This is a genomic window from Corynebacterium sp. KPL4015, from assembly GCF_040225725.1.
GTDB lineage: Bacteria > Actinomycetota > Actinomycetes > Mycobacteriales > Mycobacteriaceae > Corynebacterium > Corynebacterium rhinophilum.
Map to the genome: position 1 here is coordinate 90,441 of NZ_JBEHGF010000004.1, position 15,403 is coordinate 105,843.

The 15,403-nt window shown below is 59.7% G+C and carries 16 protein-coding genes; 9 read left to right on the forward strand and 7 right to left on the reverse strand.

Going from position 1 to position 15,403, the window contains the following annotated elements:
* Position 1 precedes the first annotated feature (1 nt).
* Together ABRP64_RS02695 and ABRP64_RS02700 are read left to right on the forward strand one after the other, a co-directional pair.
* Complete coding sequence (locus tag ABRP64_RS02695; protein WP_284770280.1) at positions 2 to 511, forward strand: hypothetical protein; 510 nt, start codon at positions 2 to 4, stop codon at positions 509 to 511.
* Complete coding sequence (locus ABRP64_RS02700) at positions 511 to 1,044, forward strand: hypothetical protein (RefSeq protein ID WP_349865326.1); 534 nt, start codon at positions 511 to 513, stop codon at positions 1,042 to 1,044. Before ABRP64_RS02695 ends, ABRP64_RS02700 begins: the two co-directional genes overlap by 1 nt.
* A gap of 63 nt (positions 1,045 to 1,107) precedes the next feature.
* On the opposite strand, the gene ABRP64_RS02705 is transcribed toward ABRP64_RS02700, so the two are convergent.
* Positions 1,108 to 3,126 carry a TPM domain-containing protein gene (locus tag ABRP64_RS02705; protein WP_349865328.1) on the reverse strand — a complete coding sequence of 673 codons (2,019 nt, stop codon included), beginning with the start codon at positions 3,124 to 3,126 and terminating at the stop codon, positions 1,108 to 1,110.
* Positions 3,127 to 3,197: 71 nt separating this feature from the next.
* On the opposite strand from ABRP64_RS02705, the gene ABRP64_RS02710 reads away from it, so the two are divergent.
* Both ABRP64_RS02710 and ABRP64_RS02715 read left to right on the forward strand, forming a co-directional pair.
* Positions 3,198 to 3,785: a YdcF family protein gene (locus ABRP64_RS02710; RefSeq protein ID WP_284853555.1), complete on the forward strand. Its 588-nt coding sequence runs from the start codon at positions 3,198 to 3,200 to the stop codon at positions 3,783 to 3,785.
* A gap of 11 nt (positions 3,786 to 3,796) precedes the next feature.
* Complete coding sequence (locus ABRP64_RS02715; RefSeq protein WP_349865330.1) at positions 3,797 to 5,089, forward strand: deoxyguanosinetriphosphate triphosphohydrolase; 1,293 nt, start codon at positions 3,797 to 3,799, stop codon at positions 5,087 to 5,089.
* A gap of 185 nt (positions 5,090 to 5,274) precedes the next feature.
* On the opposite strand, the gene ABRP64_RS02720 is transcribed toward ABRP64_RS02715, so the two are convergent.
* A complete protein-coding gene (locus ABRP64_RS02720; protein WP_284782361.1) occupies positions 5,275 to 5,508 on the reverse strand; it encodes a hypothetical protein in 234 nt (77 codons plus the stop codon).
* Between the two features lie 2 nt (positions 5,509 to 5,510).
* Positions 5,511 to 5,933 carry a guanyl-specific ribonuclease gene (locus tag ABRP64_RS02725; RefSeq protein ID WP_284770286.1) on the reverse strand — a complete coding sequence of 141 codons (423 nt, stop codon included), beginning with the start codon at positions 5,931 to 5,933 and terminating at the stop codon, positions 5,511 to 5,513.
* Between the two features lie 225 nt (positions 5,934 to 6,158).
* On the opposite strand from ABRP64_RS02725, the gene dnaG reads away from it, so the two are divergent.
* Entirely contained in the window at positions 6,159 to 8,078 is a 1,920-nt protein-coding gene (dnaG, locus tag ABRP64_RS02730) for a DNA primase (RefSeq protein ID WP_284819280.1), read from the forward strand.
* Between the two features lie 66 nt (positions 8,079 to 8,144).
* Here dnaG and ABRP64_RS02735 read toward each other — a convergent pair whose 3' ends face one another.
* Positions 8,145 to 8,426 (reverse strand): hypothetical protein, encoded by a 282-nt coding sequence (locus ABRP64_RS02735; RefSeq protein ID WP_349865332.1) that lies wholly within the window; start codon positions 8,424 to 8,426, stop codon positions 8,145 to 8,147.
* A gap of 138 nt (positions 8,427 to 8,564) precedes the next feature.
* Between ABRP64_RS02735 and ABRP64_RS02740 the strand changes: the two genes are divergently transcribed.
* A complete protein-coding gene (locus ABRP64_RS02740; RefSeq protein ID WP_284770288.1) occupies positions 8,565 to 8,708 on the forward strand; it encodes a hypothetical protein in 144 nt (47 codons plus the stop codon).
* Between the two features lie 125 nt (positions 8,709 to 8,833).
* Positions 8,834 to 10,120, forward strand: a complete 1,287-nt coding sequence (locus tag ABRP64_RS02745; RefSeq protein WP_284782364.1) for an acid phosphatase — start codon at positions 8,834 to 8,836, stop codon at positions 10,118 to 10,120.
* A gap of 46 nt (positions 10,121 to 10,166) precedes the next feature.
* Here ABRP64_RS02745 and ABRP64_RS02750 read toward each other — a convergent pair whose 3' ends face one another.
* Together ABRP64_RS02750 and ABRP64_RS02755 are read right to left on the reverse strand one after the other, a co-directional pair.
* On the reverse strand, positions 10,167 to 11,384 hold the full coding sequence (locus ABRP64_RS02750; protein ID WP_284770290.1) for an acetyl-CoA C-acetyltransferase: 1,218 nt from the start codon (positions 11,382 to 11,384) through the stop codon (positions 10,167 to 10,169).
* 9 nt (positions 11,385 to 11,393) lie between these two features.
* Positions 11,394 to 12,167 carry an IclR family transcriptional regulator domain-containing protein gene (locus ABRP64_RS02755; RefSeq protein WP_284782366.1) on the reverse strand — a complete coding sequence of 258 codons (774 nt, stop codon included), beginning with the start codon at positions 12,165 to 12,167 and terminating at the stop codon, positions 11,394 to 11,396.
* A gap of 115 nt (positions 12,168 to 12,282) precedes the next feature.
* Between ABRP64_RS02755 and ABRP64_RS02760 the strand changes: the two genes are divergently transcribed.
* Both ABRP64_RS02760 and ABRP64_RS02765 read left to right on the forward strand, forming a co-directional pair.
* Positions 12,283 to 13,026: a CoA transferase subunit A gene (locus ABRP64_RS02760; protein ID WP_284770292.1), complete on the forward strand. Its 744-nt coding sequence runs from the start codon at positions 12,283 to 12,285 to the stop codon at positions 13,024 to 13,026.
* Entirely contained in the window at positions 13,026 to 13,667 is a 642-nt protein-coding gene (locus ABRP64_RS02765) for a 3-oxoacid CoA-transferase subunit B (protein ID WP_237792597.1), read from the forward strand. Before ABRP64_RS02760 ends, ABRP64_RS02765 begins: the two co-directional genes overlap by 1 nt.
* A gap of 74 nt (positions 13,668 to 13,741) precedes the next feature.
* On the opposite strand, the gene ABRP64_RS02770 is transcribed toward ABRP64_RS02765, so the two are convergent.
* Positions 13,742 to 15,088, reverse strand: a complete 1,347-nt coding sequence (locus ABRP64_RS02770) for an MFS transporter (RefSeq protein WP_284850038.1) — start codon at positions 15,086 to 15,088, stop codon at positions 13,742 to 13,744.
* Positions 15,089 to 15,403 lie beyond the last annotated feature (315 nt).

The following is a 15,403-nucleotide window of genomic DNA, read 5'->3' on the forward strand; positions in this document are numbered from 1 at the left end:
GATGCACTACACCAGCTGGGATCGCTCCGAGCGCGACAAGCCCGTCCTCCTCGTTGAGGAGGGCCCGGAGCGCCTAGGCGTCTTTGCGGAACATTCCGCGGAGGTGGATGGCAACTTTTGGCGCGTCGAGGTCAGCGATTTGGGGGCTTCGGCCACGCTTGATGATGGCTCCGTCTACCGCCTCGCCGGCCGTCTCGGCCGCGACAAGCGCCTTGAAGCCTCGCTCAATGGCCGCACCTTTCATTACGTCAATGAAAACAGTGGCGATTGGATCATCGATGACGTCGATGACAATAAAGTGGCGCAGTTTTCCGCTAAGAACTCCGGTGTGCGCAAGGCCATCTTGGAATTCGAGGAGGATGCGAAAGGCTTGAGCACCGCCGAGATCGCCGGTCTCAGCTGGTTTACCCGTGCGATTCTGGAAAAGAACACCAAAAACTCCGCGTGGGTATGGATCATCACGCTGGTATTAGCCTCCATCGTCGCCCTGCTGGCGGTGTTCATCTTCTAATGGCAGGAACGATGCCGTGGCAGTGGACAGGTACTACTCTGCGCGACGTACGCGGCACCGATATCGCCTGGGTGCGAGATGGGGTACTGATCATTGCCGGCGCGCTCTCTGGGGATCCCACACAACCAGATACGCTTTTTGACGTAGAGACCTCGCTAGACGGTGCAACCGCCTCCCCGCGCTTTTTCCTGCGGGCCCGACCGCGTGCCAGCCGCAGCGCGAGCTCCGGCGCCGCGAAGCAGTGTGAAGTCTCGCAGGCGGGATTGACCGTCACGCGCCTGCGCGCGACCTGCGGAGACGCCCACTACCTTTTGGAGCGCTCCGCGATCTTTGGCAAGCAGCGCCGCATCGTGGCCCTTGCTGAAGACGGTAGCTCGGAGGGCGCCGAAGTTGCGCGCCTTACCCCGCGGGGCAGTGGCCTGGAAGTATCGGCCTCCAACCCCAGCGGGCACGGCTTGCCGGACGTGGATGCGGTGGTGCTGAGTTATGGCTGCCTGCTTGTCGATACCACACCACGCATCGTGCGCGGCTAAGAACCGACCAAGCCGGTCTTCTAAGCCGGCGGTCTAGAAGGAGCCGCTCTGGAAGGAGCCGCTCTAGAACGAGCCGCCGCGGAAACCGCCTCCGCCACCGCCGCCGGAGAATCCTCCTCCGCCGCCACCGAAGCTACCGCCGCCTCCGCTGAAACCGCCGCCGAAGCCGCGGCCACCGCCGCCAAGGATTTGGCCTAAGACCATTCCGGTGATGATATTTCCGGCAGCGGAACTCGTCTGCTGGCGTTGTTGCTGGCGGCGATACTCGTCGGAATCATCCTTGGCCCGTTGCAAGGCGGTTTGCGCTGCGGCAACGGCTTCGCGGGAGGATTGCAACGCGCCGCGGATATCGCTGCGTTGGGTGTGCAGGGCTTGGGCGTGGAGACGCTTGGCATCGGCAAGCGCGGTGCGGGCGCCGGAACCAACGATGCGCCCGCGCGAGGAAATGAGATCCTCGGCGGCCTGAATATTGGATTCTGCCACCGACATTTGCTGGTGGAAAAGCTCGAGCTGGCGCGCGTGGGTGGAAGTCTTTTCCCGCACGCGGTCGAGGCCCTCATCAAGCTCGGTATCGATGCTCATGAGTGCGGTGTGCTGGCCCAAGGGATCCGTATCGCCCTGCTGCTTGGCGTCAGTGACCGCAGCAGAGGCGCGCTCAAGCAGCTCCTCGAGGGCCTCCCAATCCGCCTGGGTGCCCTGGGATTTGCCCTGGCGCTCTAGCTCGCGGGCTTCCTCTATTTCGTCCTCGACCTCAGTGATGAGCGCGCCCAAATTGCGGCGCGCGGAGGAGATATTCTCCTCGGCGTGCTCTACACCGGTCAGGAGCCTATCGGTGACCTCCGTGGCGTGCTCGATATCGCGGATAAGGCCCACGAGTGAGCCCTGCTTCCCGGCGGGCTGGCCCTGCACCTCGCGGGCTTGGTCCAGGAGCTTTTCCGCCTCATCGAGGGAGGCACTCGCCAATTCAGGGTTATCCGCAATGGAGGATAGGACCTCTGCGGAGTAGTCCTCTTGGAGCTTTGTGAGGGTACCTTCGGCGCCCGGCAGGCGAGTGCGCAGCCCGACGGTGCGCTGGGTGAGCTCGTCCAACTTGGAGTCACTTTGTAGCAGCAGGTCGCGCATCTGGGCGAACTCTTCTGCCTGGCTATCTAGGGCATCATCGGCCTGGCCGCAGGTAGAGACGATTTCTACTAGCATTTGCCGGCGCTCGGCTTGGGATTCTGGCACCGCATCATCGAGGCGCTGGCGAATCTTGAAGGCCTTTTGCAAGGTAGAGGTGGAATGATTCATCGCCTTGGTAAACGGGCGGGTGCGCTCCGGTCCGAACTCAGATAGAGCGATATTGAGCTCTTCCTTGCCGCGGCGGATGGATTCATCCGTGGAGACCAATTCTTCCTGGGCCAACTTATCCAGGGTATTTAGCGGCAGCCGGTTTAATTGGTCGGTATCTTCTGGCGCAATCTCGCGGGCAGACTCTAAAGTCTTAGCCTGATTCTTCTTTGTATTGCGGCGAGAGTAGTACCAGACGCCACCGCCTGCAGCGATGATGGCGGCGGCGCCACCGCCCAGCCAGGCTATGCCGGAGGAATCAGAGGAGCTGGAGGTGCCAAGGGCGGCATCGGCAAGCGCGATCGCGGAAGCGCCGTATTCCTCTGCGGATAGCTTGCTGTAGGCGGCATCATACATCTGATCCAGGCGGCCCTCGGGCCATTGATCGCCGGTCTGCACGCCCACTTGGCGCTCGTTCACACCAACGACGTAGGCCGCGGAATTCGGGCCCTTCTCGTTGACGATGCTGCGGGCATAGCTTTCCGGATCAGTGCCAAGATCGTTTGCGAAGACAATAAAGATAATGAGCGACTGGTCTTTTTGCAGCTGGGTGATCTTCTCATTGATCTCCCTAATTTCCTCGGTGCTTAAGACCCCTGCCTCATCATTTACCCTGTCTGTCACCGCCGCCGTATCCGGGGCTTGGGCGATGGTAGTGGTCTCCGCGGCTAGGGCCTGGCCTGCGCCAATGGAGGTGCAGCCGAGCAAAAATGCCGCGATGGTAGCGCGGCCGATTCGTGCACTAAGATTCATGCCCACAACCATACCTGCCCGAACGCCCAATCCGGAGAACCTCCTTCGCAGGCAGTAGGGTGGGAAGCATTGTGAAATACGTCGTTGTTTTAGGCACCGCGCAATACGATGGCCGCCCCTCCCGCATCCTGGCCGGGCGCCTGCGCCATGCCGGGGAGCTGGCCATTTCCCGCGGCCTGCCAGTGATTACCGTGGGCGGCCAGCTGCCCGGGGATCGGTTTACTGAGGCCGGGGTAGCTCGCGATTACTTGCGCGAGCACTTCCCTGAGCTGCAGGTTTCTGCCGTGGAAGAAGGCCTCGATACGCGCGAGTCCTTAGCTGCGGTTATCGATGCCCACGGGCTTGCCGATGCCATCATCGTCACCGATCCCTTGCATAGGTTGCGCACGTGGGTCATCGCCAAGCAGGAAGGGCTCAACGTCCAAGTGTCCGGCACGCCCTATTATCCCGCTCGGCGGTTTTCTAAGCCTTGGTGGCGCTACCTCGCGCACGAATGGGGCGGGTTGTTTTATATAGGTCTGTCCATCATTCTCTCTCCCCGGTGCGCGCGGGCTTGGAAAAGGCGCCTGTACCGCATCGAGCTGATGCTGCGGCCGAATCAGAAGCTGCGGCACGAAACGATGCAAAATAAAGACGCAGACCGCACGCTGGGGGAATAGACTAAAACGCCGTGTCTTATTCTTATGCTGCAGCTGATTTTGCCCGGCTGGCCGAAGAACGGCCTAAGGGGTCCACGATTAGCGATATCGAAGAACACCGCGGGGTATTCTCCCGCGACCGCGCCCGCGTCTTGCACTCGGCTGCGCTGCGGCGATTGGCGGATAAAACCCAGGTCGTAGGCCCACGCGATGGCGATACCCCGCGCACTCGCCTAACTCACTCGCTCGAAGTAGGCCAGATTGCCCGCGGCATCGGCGCAGGACTCGGGCTTGATCCGGATCTCTGTGACATGGCCGGGCTCACCCACGATATTGGCCACCCGCCCTATGGCCACAATGGTGAAAATGCGCTCAATGAGGTTGCACAAGGCGGTTTCGAGGGAAATGCGCAAACACTGCGCATCCTGACCCGCCTCGAGCCCAAAGTCCTAGTCGAGGACGCCGATGGCACCGCCCACAGCTTCGGTCTCAACCTCACCCGCGCCGCGCTCGATGGGGCCTGCAAATACCCCTGGACTAAGACCAATCCGGATGGCACCATCAACCGCAAATACGGCGCTTATGATGAGGACGCGGACCTTTTAGCGTGGCTGCGCGAAGGCCACAGCGATAACCGTAAGTGCATCGAGGCCCAGGTCATGGACTGGTCCGATGATATTGCCTATTCCGTGCACGACGTGGAAGACGGCATCATCTCCCAGCGCATTTCCTTGAACGTGTTGTGGGATTTGGTGGAGCTAGCCCACCTTGCAGAAAAGGGCGCCGAGGCCTTTGGCGGAACCGCCGATGAACTCTTGGAAGCCGCCGATAGCCTGCGCAACCTCGATGTCATCAACGCCCTTGGTAATTTCGACTACACCCTGCGCGATTATGCCAAGCTGAAAAAGATGACCTCTGAGCTGGTGGGACGCTATGTGGGCGCCACCATCGGTGCCACCTCGGAGGCGAATGCCGAGCTCATCAGTGCCAATAAGCTTGGCCGCATGCACGGTGACCTGCGCGTTCCTCCCTTGGCGCAGGCAGAGGTCAAGCTTTTAAAGACGATCGCCGTGCTTTATGTAATGGATGAACCAGCGCACTTAGCGCGCCAAGACCGCCAGCGCGAGCGCATTTACCGCGTCTACGATTACCTCGTGGCCGGTGCGCCCGGTTCGCTCGATGCCACCTTCCGCCTGTGGTGGGAGCAGGCTGATACCGACGCCGCTCGCGACCGCGCCATCATTGATCAGATCGCTTCCATGACCGAATCCCGCCTCGAGCGGCTGGCCCGCCGGAGCGCTGACCTTTCGGGGTTCTTGGGCTAATAGCATATGGGCCGTGGGCTCGGTCAGATGGTTCCGGCAGCGGCCTTTCTCTAAAAGTGCAACCTCCGCTGCTATTTTTGAGGCGGAAAAGTGATAATTGAGGGCGCACGATGCTCAGTTATTGCAGAGGACCTGTAGCATCCCGAAATGTCAGCATCTGCGGAGTAACAGCATCCGCAGACTAGCTAGCGGGCGAGCCTAACGCCTTCATCTTGGACAACGGCCGCGATGGCCGCGAAGTCATCCAATTCCATTTCCATATTGGCAGCCACGATGGTGGATACTTCATTCTTACGCAGGAAGTTAGCTAGATCCTCTAGGCTGCGCGGGCCACAATCCACACATCCATGGGTGCGTCCTAAGGCATTGAAGAAATCCGTACGGGTACGGATGGGTTCCGTAATTAAAATGCGGTGCACTATTAATCCTCTGCGTCCGGGATAGAACAGAATGTTTGGTAATGGTCGTCGGTGTAGTACCACACATCGGGGTCGACTTCGGTGCCGCCGCCGGTGACGATGCGCCTCGATCCGCGATGATTACTGCCAGGGGTTTCTACCGTGTACTCGCGGTAATAGTCCTGCGCCTGCTGGGGGAGGACGCCTTCATAATTGCCAAAATGGGAATTGTCTTTGTCGGGATAGTCATAAGGGCCGCCGGCGAGAATATCGTCTGCGGTTTCTTCGGCCTCGCTGGGAAGGGAAGAAATTGCGCAGGTCTCGTCCGTTGACGTTGCATCCTCGTTACCGCCGAGGTCGAAGCCAAAATAACTAGCGCCTGCGACGATGGCGAGTCCACCAAGGGCCACTGGAAGCGATTTCTTAGACGCTTTGGACTTGGACATGCTCCTTATTGTTGCAGGAAATATCTCCAAAACATAAACGTCCACCGCGTCAAGAGCAATATCCAAAATTGCCCCGTCCCGGGGGTGGGAATACTCGGCGAAAGGCTGCCCCACATGTGGGTAAAACACGGTGATTCTGTGTACTTGTTGAGCGGGACAACCCAATGCGACCATCCTGGCTTTGGCGGTTGAGCATTCGATAAATGGGCGGGGTAGTCTGTAGCCATGGCAAAGGGCAGAATTCCGGACAGTGATATCCAAGCTATCCGTGAACGCGCGCCTTTAGAAGAAATCGTGGGCGAATATGTGCAGCTCAAACCTGCCGGGCATGATTCTTTGAAGGGGTTGAGCCCTTTCAAGGATGAAAAGACGCCGTCCTTCCACGTCCGCCCGCAGCGCGGTTATTATCACTGCTTTTCCACCGGTAAGGGTGGCGATGTATTCAGCTTCCTGATGGAGATGGAACAGGTCTCTTTTCCGGAGGCCGTGGAAGCTGTGGCGCAGAAGATTGGCTACCACATTAATTACCAGGGTGGCTCGACCGGTGCCCGCAATGAGAAGCCGGGTACGAGGCAGCGGCTAATCGCGGCGAATAAAGCGGTGCACGAGTTTTACCGGAAGCAGCTGGAAACCCCAGAGGCGGCAACGGCGCGCAATTTCTTGCTGGACCGCGGGTTTAGCCGTGAGGTTATTTATGATTTCGAGTGCGGGTACGCTCCGGAAGGTTGGGACACCGCCACAAAGCACCTATTGCGCATGGGTTTTTCCTTTGAAGAGCTAGAGGCAGCCGGCATTTCCAAGATGGGAAAGCGCGGTCCCATTGACCGTTTCCACCGCCGGTTGCTGTGGCCTATTAAGGATCTTTCCGGCAACGTCATTGGCTTTGGTGCGCGCAAGCTCTTTGATGATGACAAGCTGGGCAAGTACATGAATACGCCCGAGACCATGCTTTATCACAAGTCCAAGGTGCTCTTTGGGTTGGATTTGGCCAAGCGCAATATCGCAGAAGGCCACCAAGCTGTGGTGGTGGAAGGCTATACGGATGTGATGGCCATGTACGCGGCAGGCATTAAGACTGCCGTGGCCTCGTGCGGTACGGCCTTCGGTGGGGAGCACCTGCAGGTGCTGCGCCGGCTCATGCTGGATGATTCCTATTTCCACGGCGAGCTCATCTACACTTTCGATGGCGATGAGGCGGGACAGAAGGCCGCGATGCGTGCCTTTGACGGAGAGCAGAAATTTACCGGACAATCCTTCGTCTCCGTAGCCCCAGACGGCATGGACCCGTGCGATCTGCGCCTTGAAAAGGGCGATGCCGCGGTGCGCGATCTGGTGGCAGACCGCATCCCCATGTTTGAGTTCGTCATTCAGTCAGTAATTGCTGATTTCCGGATCGATACGGCCGAAGGCCGCTTGCAGGCTTTGCGGCGGGCGGTGCCCATCGTCGCACAGATCCGTGACCAGCCCCTGCAGCGCGAGTACGCCCGCCGGCTTGCCGGCTGGGTGGGTTGGAATGATCCGGAAGAGGTGCTGCGCCAAGTGCGCGCGGAGGCAAAGAAGCCGAAGAAGGCGGACAAGCCGACGATTCGCCGCTTTGATAATGCACAGCCGCAGCCGGCGCAGCAGGATGTGCCCATGATCCATCCGCCAAACCCGAAGGAGACCCACCTGTGGCCGCAGCGGGAGGCGCTGAAATTGGCCTTGCAGATGCCAGAGGTCGTTGGCTCGTATTTTGATGGCATTACTGCCGATGCCTACACCAACGACGCCTACCGCATCGTGCGCCAAGCGATTTCCGCTGTGGGCGGGGCAGACAAGGGAGCCACCATGTCCGGAGTGGATTGGATTGCCGCCGTTGCCGGGGAAATGCAGGATCTTACGGGAAGGAATTTCGTCTCCGAGCTGGCAGTCGAGGCCATCCTGCCCACGGACGTGGGCGCAGAAAAATATGCGGATTCCGTACTCTCGCGGCTGCAGGAAACCGTCGTGGGTGATCAGATTGCGCAGCTGAAAGCCCAATTGGGCCGAATGCGGCCAACCGATGATGAGGCAGGCTATAACTCCGTATTCGCAGACCTCATTGCCTTGGAGCAGGCTCGCCGCGAGCTCAATGATCGCGCCTTTCGCGGTACCCCAGGTATATAAAAACCCCGGGCAAGCACTCGAGCGCTAGTTCAGGCGCTGCCCGGGGAGGGGTTTGCGGGGAAGGCTTTAGCCCTCATCGGGTTCATAAATCCGGTCGGCCTGTGGAGCCTGGTTCCCGCGAGCCTTGCCTTTGCCACGGCGCTTTTCAGAAAGGTCGTGGATTTCGCGCATGCGTGGCTCTGGATCCAGGCGGTTGGCTACCATCTTGCGCGCGGAACGCACCGCAGATTTGGTGGCGGGGGAGTTGACGGTCTTTTGGTAGGCGCTTTTCATTTGGTGGTAGCGCTTGCGGCCCGCCTTGGTGCCAAATACGTACCCTGCGGCGGCGCCGAAGACGAATTGGATCATTATTGACTAATTCCCCTTTATTCTATGCGAGCAAAAGTTCTTCTCTAGCTTACCGCGTATGTACGCTTTCGCGCCGAAATCGCCCGCTGGAACCGCCTTCCTGTTTTCATTGGCACCTATTCGCGCTAGGTTGAGTTAATGAGTCTTCATCAGCAGCGAGATTCGGCCATGGCCGCCGCAGTGGCATTTGCCGCGCTCGCCACGGCTGGCTTGTCCGCGCCTGGTGCTGAACCGTCCGAGGAAACACGGTTCTGGGTGGAGCAGGCTGGGGACATCGATTAGCTTGAGCGGTCATATAACTATTTGTTTAAAAAAGCGCTGAATAAGGTTAGTGCGCAGTTCATACTTCCTTAACGTTAGCTGGTTAGTGTGCAGAGGAAATCACTTCTAGCTGAAAGTTGCGATATATGACCCGTATTTTCAATCGTGGTGTTTCGCGTCGAGTACTTGCTCTCGGAGCGGCCGCCAGCTTCACCGTTGCTTCCTTTGCACCCGCTGCGCAGGCGGGTGAGCTTTCGTCCAAGGTGCCGCAGGTACAGGGTTCTAGCAGTGGATCCAGCATTGGCCCTTCTCCTGTGCAGCACCCAGGCGCGCCGGTTCCTCAGCCCTTTGGTGTGGACTATCTTGTGGGCTTTGAATCCGATATTTCGTCTTACCAATTTGGCAACTATTGGCAGGTTGTCCGCGGGTTTGACCAGATTAAGCACCAGCCAGAGGTCCTTGAAGAAAACATGGATAAGGTAGTGGCCATTAACAATGCGGCTGCCGATGACCCTGAGCTGATCGCCCGTGCGCAATCCGATGCCAAGGCAAGCTCCGGTGGGATGCTAGAAGCCATTTCGGACTCCATGGGGGAGAGCCTGGGCGGTGCATTCCGCGAAGCCTTGGCAGAGCATCGACTGCCAAAAACACAGTACCTGCTGGGCAATGGCTACGCCGCCCGTGCAGGTGGACTGGCTAGCTCCACCTTCGCAGAAAAGTACTACTTCCGTTATGACCGCCCATTCGTGCAGGCACCCGAGGCTATTAACCGCTACGAAGATGAGTCGAAGGATCTCTATTCCACCTCGCCGGCTTTCCCCTCCGGGCACACTAACCAGGCAACGTGGATCACCACTTTGATGGCCTCTATGCTTCCAGAGGTAGGCCCGCAATTAATGCTGCGCGGCGCCGAAGCAGGAAATCACCGCGTCGTTCTGGGTGTGCACTACCCATTGGACGTCATTGGTGGCCGCATGACTGGTCAAGCTGCGGCGGCGGATCGTTTGAACGATGACCGCATGCGCGATGCATTGCAGCAGGCTGCGCAGGAAATTCGTGAAGAGATTCAGTGGCGTACGGGCAAATCTGTAGAAGAACTCGTCGCACAGGATAAGGCCGATGGCAAGGAATACCGGTCCACTACAGATGCTGTAGACGAATACACGGATTTCTTGGATTATGATTTTACTCCAAGCAATCCGACGGATGCGCCGATGGTCGTTCCGCAGGCCGCCCCGGTACTACTCGCAGCTTCCCACCCGAACCTGACACCGGAACAGCGCGCCGAGGTGCTACGCCAGACCGCACGTCCTGCCGGCAATCCATTGGATTGGCAAGGCAAGGACGGCTCCTGGCAGCGGCTTAACGTGGCCCGCGCCATGGCGGCGCAAGTCAACGTTAATGCAGATGGCAGCGTGAGCGTCCAAGGCTAGCTTGGTCGCCCGCCCCCCGATACCGCCTAGGCCCTCACTGCGGGGACTAGGCGGTTTCGATTATGGCGGCAAGGCCCTGGCCGCCGCCGATGCACATCGTGACTAGCGCGCGCTTGCCGCCGGTGCGGCGCAGGTGGTGCGCGGCGGTAACCACGATGCGGGCACCGGTCGCGCCCACCGGGTGGCCCAGCGAGATGCCGGAACCGTTGGGGTTGAAGCGAGGATCTTCGGGGGAGATGCCCCACTGATCTAGTACCGCGAGGGCTTGGGCGGCAAAGGCCTCATTGAGCTCGATGAGGTCGAGGTCATCGAAGGTGAGATCGAGGCGGTCCATGACCTTGCGGGTGGCCTCAACTGGGGCAATGCCCATGCGCTCTGGTTCAACACCGGCCAGCGCCCAGCCCTTCACGGCCACCATTGGCTCGAGGCCGAGTTCGTCGGCTTTTTCACGGGTGGTCACGAGCACGGCGGCGGCGCCGTCGTTCTGGCCGGAGGCGTTACCCGCGGTCACCGTGGCCTCGTCGTCCTGCTTGCCCATCACTGGGCGCAGCTTGGACAGCTTTTCCACGCTAGAATCAGCGCGCACGTGTTCATCCTTGTCCACGATGATGGGATCCCCCTTGCGCTGGGGGACGGAGACGGGGACGATTTCGGCATCGAAAAGCGCCTGCTCTTGCGCGCGTGCGGCGTTGTGGTGGGAACGCACCGCAAGCTCATCTTGGTCCTCGCGCGACAGGGAACGCTCGCGGCGGAGGTTTTCGGCAGTTTCGATCATGCCGCTGGGGATGGGGTGGTTTTTGCCACCGGCGGTTTCGCGGGCCTCCTGAAGGCGATCGCGAAAGACCATGTTTCCGCCCTTAGCACCCCAGCGAATGTCACTGTCCACGGTGTATTCGGTGCGCGACATGGATTCGGCGCCGCCTGCGATGACCACCTCGGCTGCGCCGGTGGCGACGTGGGCGGCGGCGGTGACGATGGCTTGCAGGCCGGAGCCGCAGCGGCGGTCGAGCTGCATGCCGGTCACGGAGACTGGCAGGCCGGCATCGAGTGCGGCGACGCGGCCGAGGGCAGGCGCAGCCCCGTTGGGGGAGGCTTGGCCGAGGATAACGTCATCGATGATGTTCGGGTCGATGCCGGATTCTTCCACGATGGTGGATACCACCAGGCTGGCTAGATCCTGGACGGGGACGGATTTCAGCGCGCCGCCGTAGCGGCCGACGGGGGTGCGCTTGGGGTAGCACAGGACTACGTCTTGGGTTTGCATGGATTCTCCTTAGGAAATTTCGGTGGTAGTGAGATCGTGGGAAATGGCCGCGCACGTAGTGAGGAGCTCCGGGAGGATCTGCGCGGTGAGATCTTGGGTGGAATACACGGAGGTCTGGGTGGAAATGTTGATGGCCGCCACTGCGCGTCCGGTGCGATCCCGGATGGGAACGGCAATGGAGCGCAGGCCGATTTCTAGCTCTTGATCCACGATGACCCAGCCGCGCCGCCGCACCTCGCCGAGGCGGGCTCGCAGCGCGTCCTGGGATACCAGGGTATGCGGGGTGACCTGCTCGAGCGGAGCGGTGGTGGCGAAATACTCATCCAGCTCTGCCGGCGTTAAATCGGCGAGTAGCACCTGGCCCATGGAGGTGGCGTGCGCCGGGAAGCGCGTACCGATGGTGATATTGGTGGACATGATGCGGTGCGCTGCGGCGCGGGCGATATAGACCACGGTGTCGCGGTCGAGCACGCTTACAGAGCAGGACTCATCGAGTTTGGTGGATAACTCCCTCAAATGGGGCTGGGAAATATCCGGCAGGCCCAAGCTCGATAGGTACGAATAGCCCAGTTCCAAAACGCGCGGGGTGAGCCAAAAATCTGAGCCATCGGTGCGGGCATAACCTTCTGCGACAAGCGTGTGTAAAAAGCGACGTGCGGTGGCGCGCGCTAAGCCTGTGACCTCGGCAACCTGGGCCAGTGTTTGCCGCCGGCGTTCGTCATTGAACGAGTGAATGACGTTGAGTCCGCGGGCTAGTGATTGCACTACGGGGGTGTCTGCCACGGTGTGTCCTCCAAGCTATTTTCAGGGTTAAGTGGCCCAGGTCTCTTTAGTGTACCCGATAATGTTCGCATTCTGAACCCTTGTGCTGTCTGTGAACCACACGTAGTCTAAGGCCATGTTGAATAAAGTCATAGCCTCAGTAGAGGAGGCCGTCGCGGATATCCCGGACGGTTCCTCCATCGCGGTGGGCGGATTCGGCCTTGTGGGTATCCCGGCGCAACTCATTGCTGCGCTGCGTTCCCAAGGCGCGAGCGAGCTCACCATCATTTCCAATAACCTCGGTACGGATGATTTTGGCCTAGGCCTGCTGCTCAAGGATCACCGCATCGCCCGTTCCATCGGTTCCTACCTGGGAACCAATAAGGAATATGCACGTCAGTACCTCGAGGGTGAGCTCACTGTCGAGTTCACCCCGCAGGGTACCTTGGCAGAGCGCATGCGCGCCGGTGGCGCGGGCATTCCAGCCTTCTATACCAAGGCTGGCGTGGGCACGCCGCTTGCCGATGGCGATATTCCCACCCGCTACAACCCCGACGGCACCATTGCGGAGACCTCCGCACCGAAGGAAACCCGCGAGTTTAACGGCGAGCTCTACGTCATGGAAGAAGCCCTCACCCCAGACTTTGCCTTCGTCCACGCCGCTCGCGCGGATCGCTTTGGCAACCTCGCCTTTAATAAGACCGCCCAGAACTTCAACCCCGATGCGGCTAAATCCGCCGATATCACCATCGTGCAAGCGGAGCAGCTGGTCGAGGCCGTACCGTCCGCTGAGGTGGATGTGCCCGGAATCTACGTAGACCGCGTAGTGGAAGTGGGTAAGCAAGAAACCGGAATCGAATTCAGGACGGTGAGCAAGTAATGACCTGGTCACGCGAAGAAATGGCGGCACGCGCCGCACAAGAACTGGACAATGGTGACTACGTCAACCTGGGCATCGGCATGCCGACGCTCATCCCCGGCTACCTGCCAGAGGGCCGCGAGGTGGTCCTGCACTCTGAGAACGGAATCTTGGGCGTTGGTGCCTACCCTGAAGAGGGCAAGGTGGATCCGGAGCTAATCAATGCCGGTAAAGAAACCATTACCGAAGCCCCTGGTGCATCCTTCTTCTCCTCGTCCGAGTCCTTTGCCATGATCCGCTCCCGCGCCATCGATGTTGCGGTGCTCGGCGCCATGGAGGTATCCCAGTTTGGCGACCTAGCCAACTGGATGATCCCCGGCAAGATGGTGAAGGGCATGGGCGGTGCGATGGACCTAGTGCATGGAGCCAAGCGCATCGTGGTGATGATGCAGCACGTATCCAAGCACGGCGATTCCAAGATTCTGGCGGAGTGCCAGCTGCCGCTGACCGGCGCTCGCTGTGTGGATCTGATTATCACGGACCGCGCCGTATTCACCGTGGACGAGCTGGAGGGCCTGACACTTATCGAGGTCGCCGAGGGCGAAACCGAGGAGTCCATCCGCGAGGTCACGGACGCACCCTTTAAGGTAGCGCTCGACTAATTAGTTGTGGACGTGAAAAATCGCCGCTTCCCGGGAAAGGCTGGGAAGCGGCGATTTAGTGTTCCGTGAGTGGATTAGACATCGCGCAGGTCCACGCCCTTGGTTTCAGGCAGGATGTACATGCTGATAAGCGTCAGGATGCACAGTGCGACGACGTAGAAGCCGGAAGCCCAAGTAAGGCCGTGGGCCACGAACCACTGGTAGATATACGGTGCGGTACCGCCGAAGACGGCAACGGACAGCGAGTAGGCCAGGCCGATGCTGCGGGTGCGCTGAGCGGTGGGGAAGACCTCGGACATGATGGAGGACAACAGCGCGCCGCCGGCAGCAACGATGACTACGCCGATGGTGGAGGCCACCAGCAGGGTCCAGGGGCGTTCATCGATGAAGTTCATCAGTGGAATCTGCAGGATGGCTAGGCCAATGGCACAGATATAAATGACGGGTTTGCGGCCGATCTTATCGGACAGGCTGCCCCACAGCGGGAGGGCGATGAGACCAGCGGTCTGTGCGGCCACGGTGACCCAATAAGCACCCTGAGTGGACATGCCCTCGTGGCTAATGGCGTAGGTGGAAACATAGGAGGTCCACGTGTAGTGCGAGGCTGTAACGCCGGAGACCATACCCACGACGAGCAAGATATTCTGCCATGCCGGGCGGGCAACCGAAGCCGGCTTTTCCGAGTTCACGGACTTCTTGGTGCGCTTCGGAGCCTCAACGGTGGGCTCGGCGCTATCGATTTCCTGGAAGTGATCCGATTCCTTCATGTGGCGGCGCAGGTACAACGCGATCAGCGCAGCGACGGCACCCAAGAGGAACGGAATGCGCCAGCCCCAAGCACCAATCTGCTCGTCCGTCAGAACCAGCGAAATGCCGCCGCCCAGGACATAGGCGATGACCGAACCACCGAAGATGGAGACATAGACCATGGAACCCCAGCGGCCGCGGTGGGCGTTCGGAGCGATCTCGGGGATGTAGCTATTGGCGGCTGCGGATTCACCGCCGTGAGCAAAGCCCTGCAGCACGCGGATGAAGAGCAGACCGACAGAAGCCCAGATGCCAATGGATTCGTAGGTGGGCAGCAAGCCGATGAGGACGGAGGCGCTGGCCATCATGATGATGGTGGTCATCAAGACGGTCTTGCGGCCGCGCTGGTCAGCGATGCGGCCAAAGATGATGCCGCCCAGCGGGCGGACCAAGAAGCCAACGGCGAAGACACCGAAGGTGGCAAGCAGTGCGGAAGCAGGATCGCCCTTGTCGAACATCGCCGCGGCGATAAATGGGGCGAAAACCGCATAGGAGCTCCACTCGTACCATTCAAGGACCTGGCCGGTCAGGCTGGCTGCGAGGGATTTGCGGTCCGTTTTGGTTGAGCCCGATGGCGAAGTGGGTGTGGGGCTCGGCGGGGCGGTAGAAGTCAATGTTCCTCCTAGGGATAGGTCCGAAATATTGAAGAAGATATTACGCACATCACACTTCGATTAGTCCGCGATGTGGACCACGAAAATCCCGGCACTATCGAGGTGGATTTGGTTACTGGCTAGAAACTGCATGTCTTCCACCACTTTTTAGGGGAGGAGGCCGAAAAAACTACGCGTTCGCCAGGTGAACAGTAGTGCGCACTGTGACCCCGTATAGGGGTATTTGGGCAAATTCTTTGCCGTGACGAGCTTGGAATTCGCAGGAAAAGGACATTTCTGGCCGGATTTCCAGCACCGAGAATTTAGGTGTGGTGT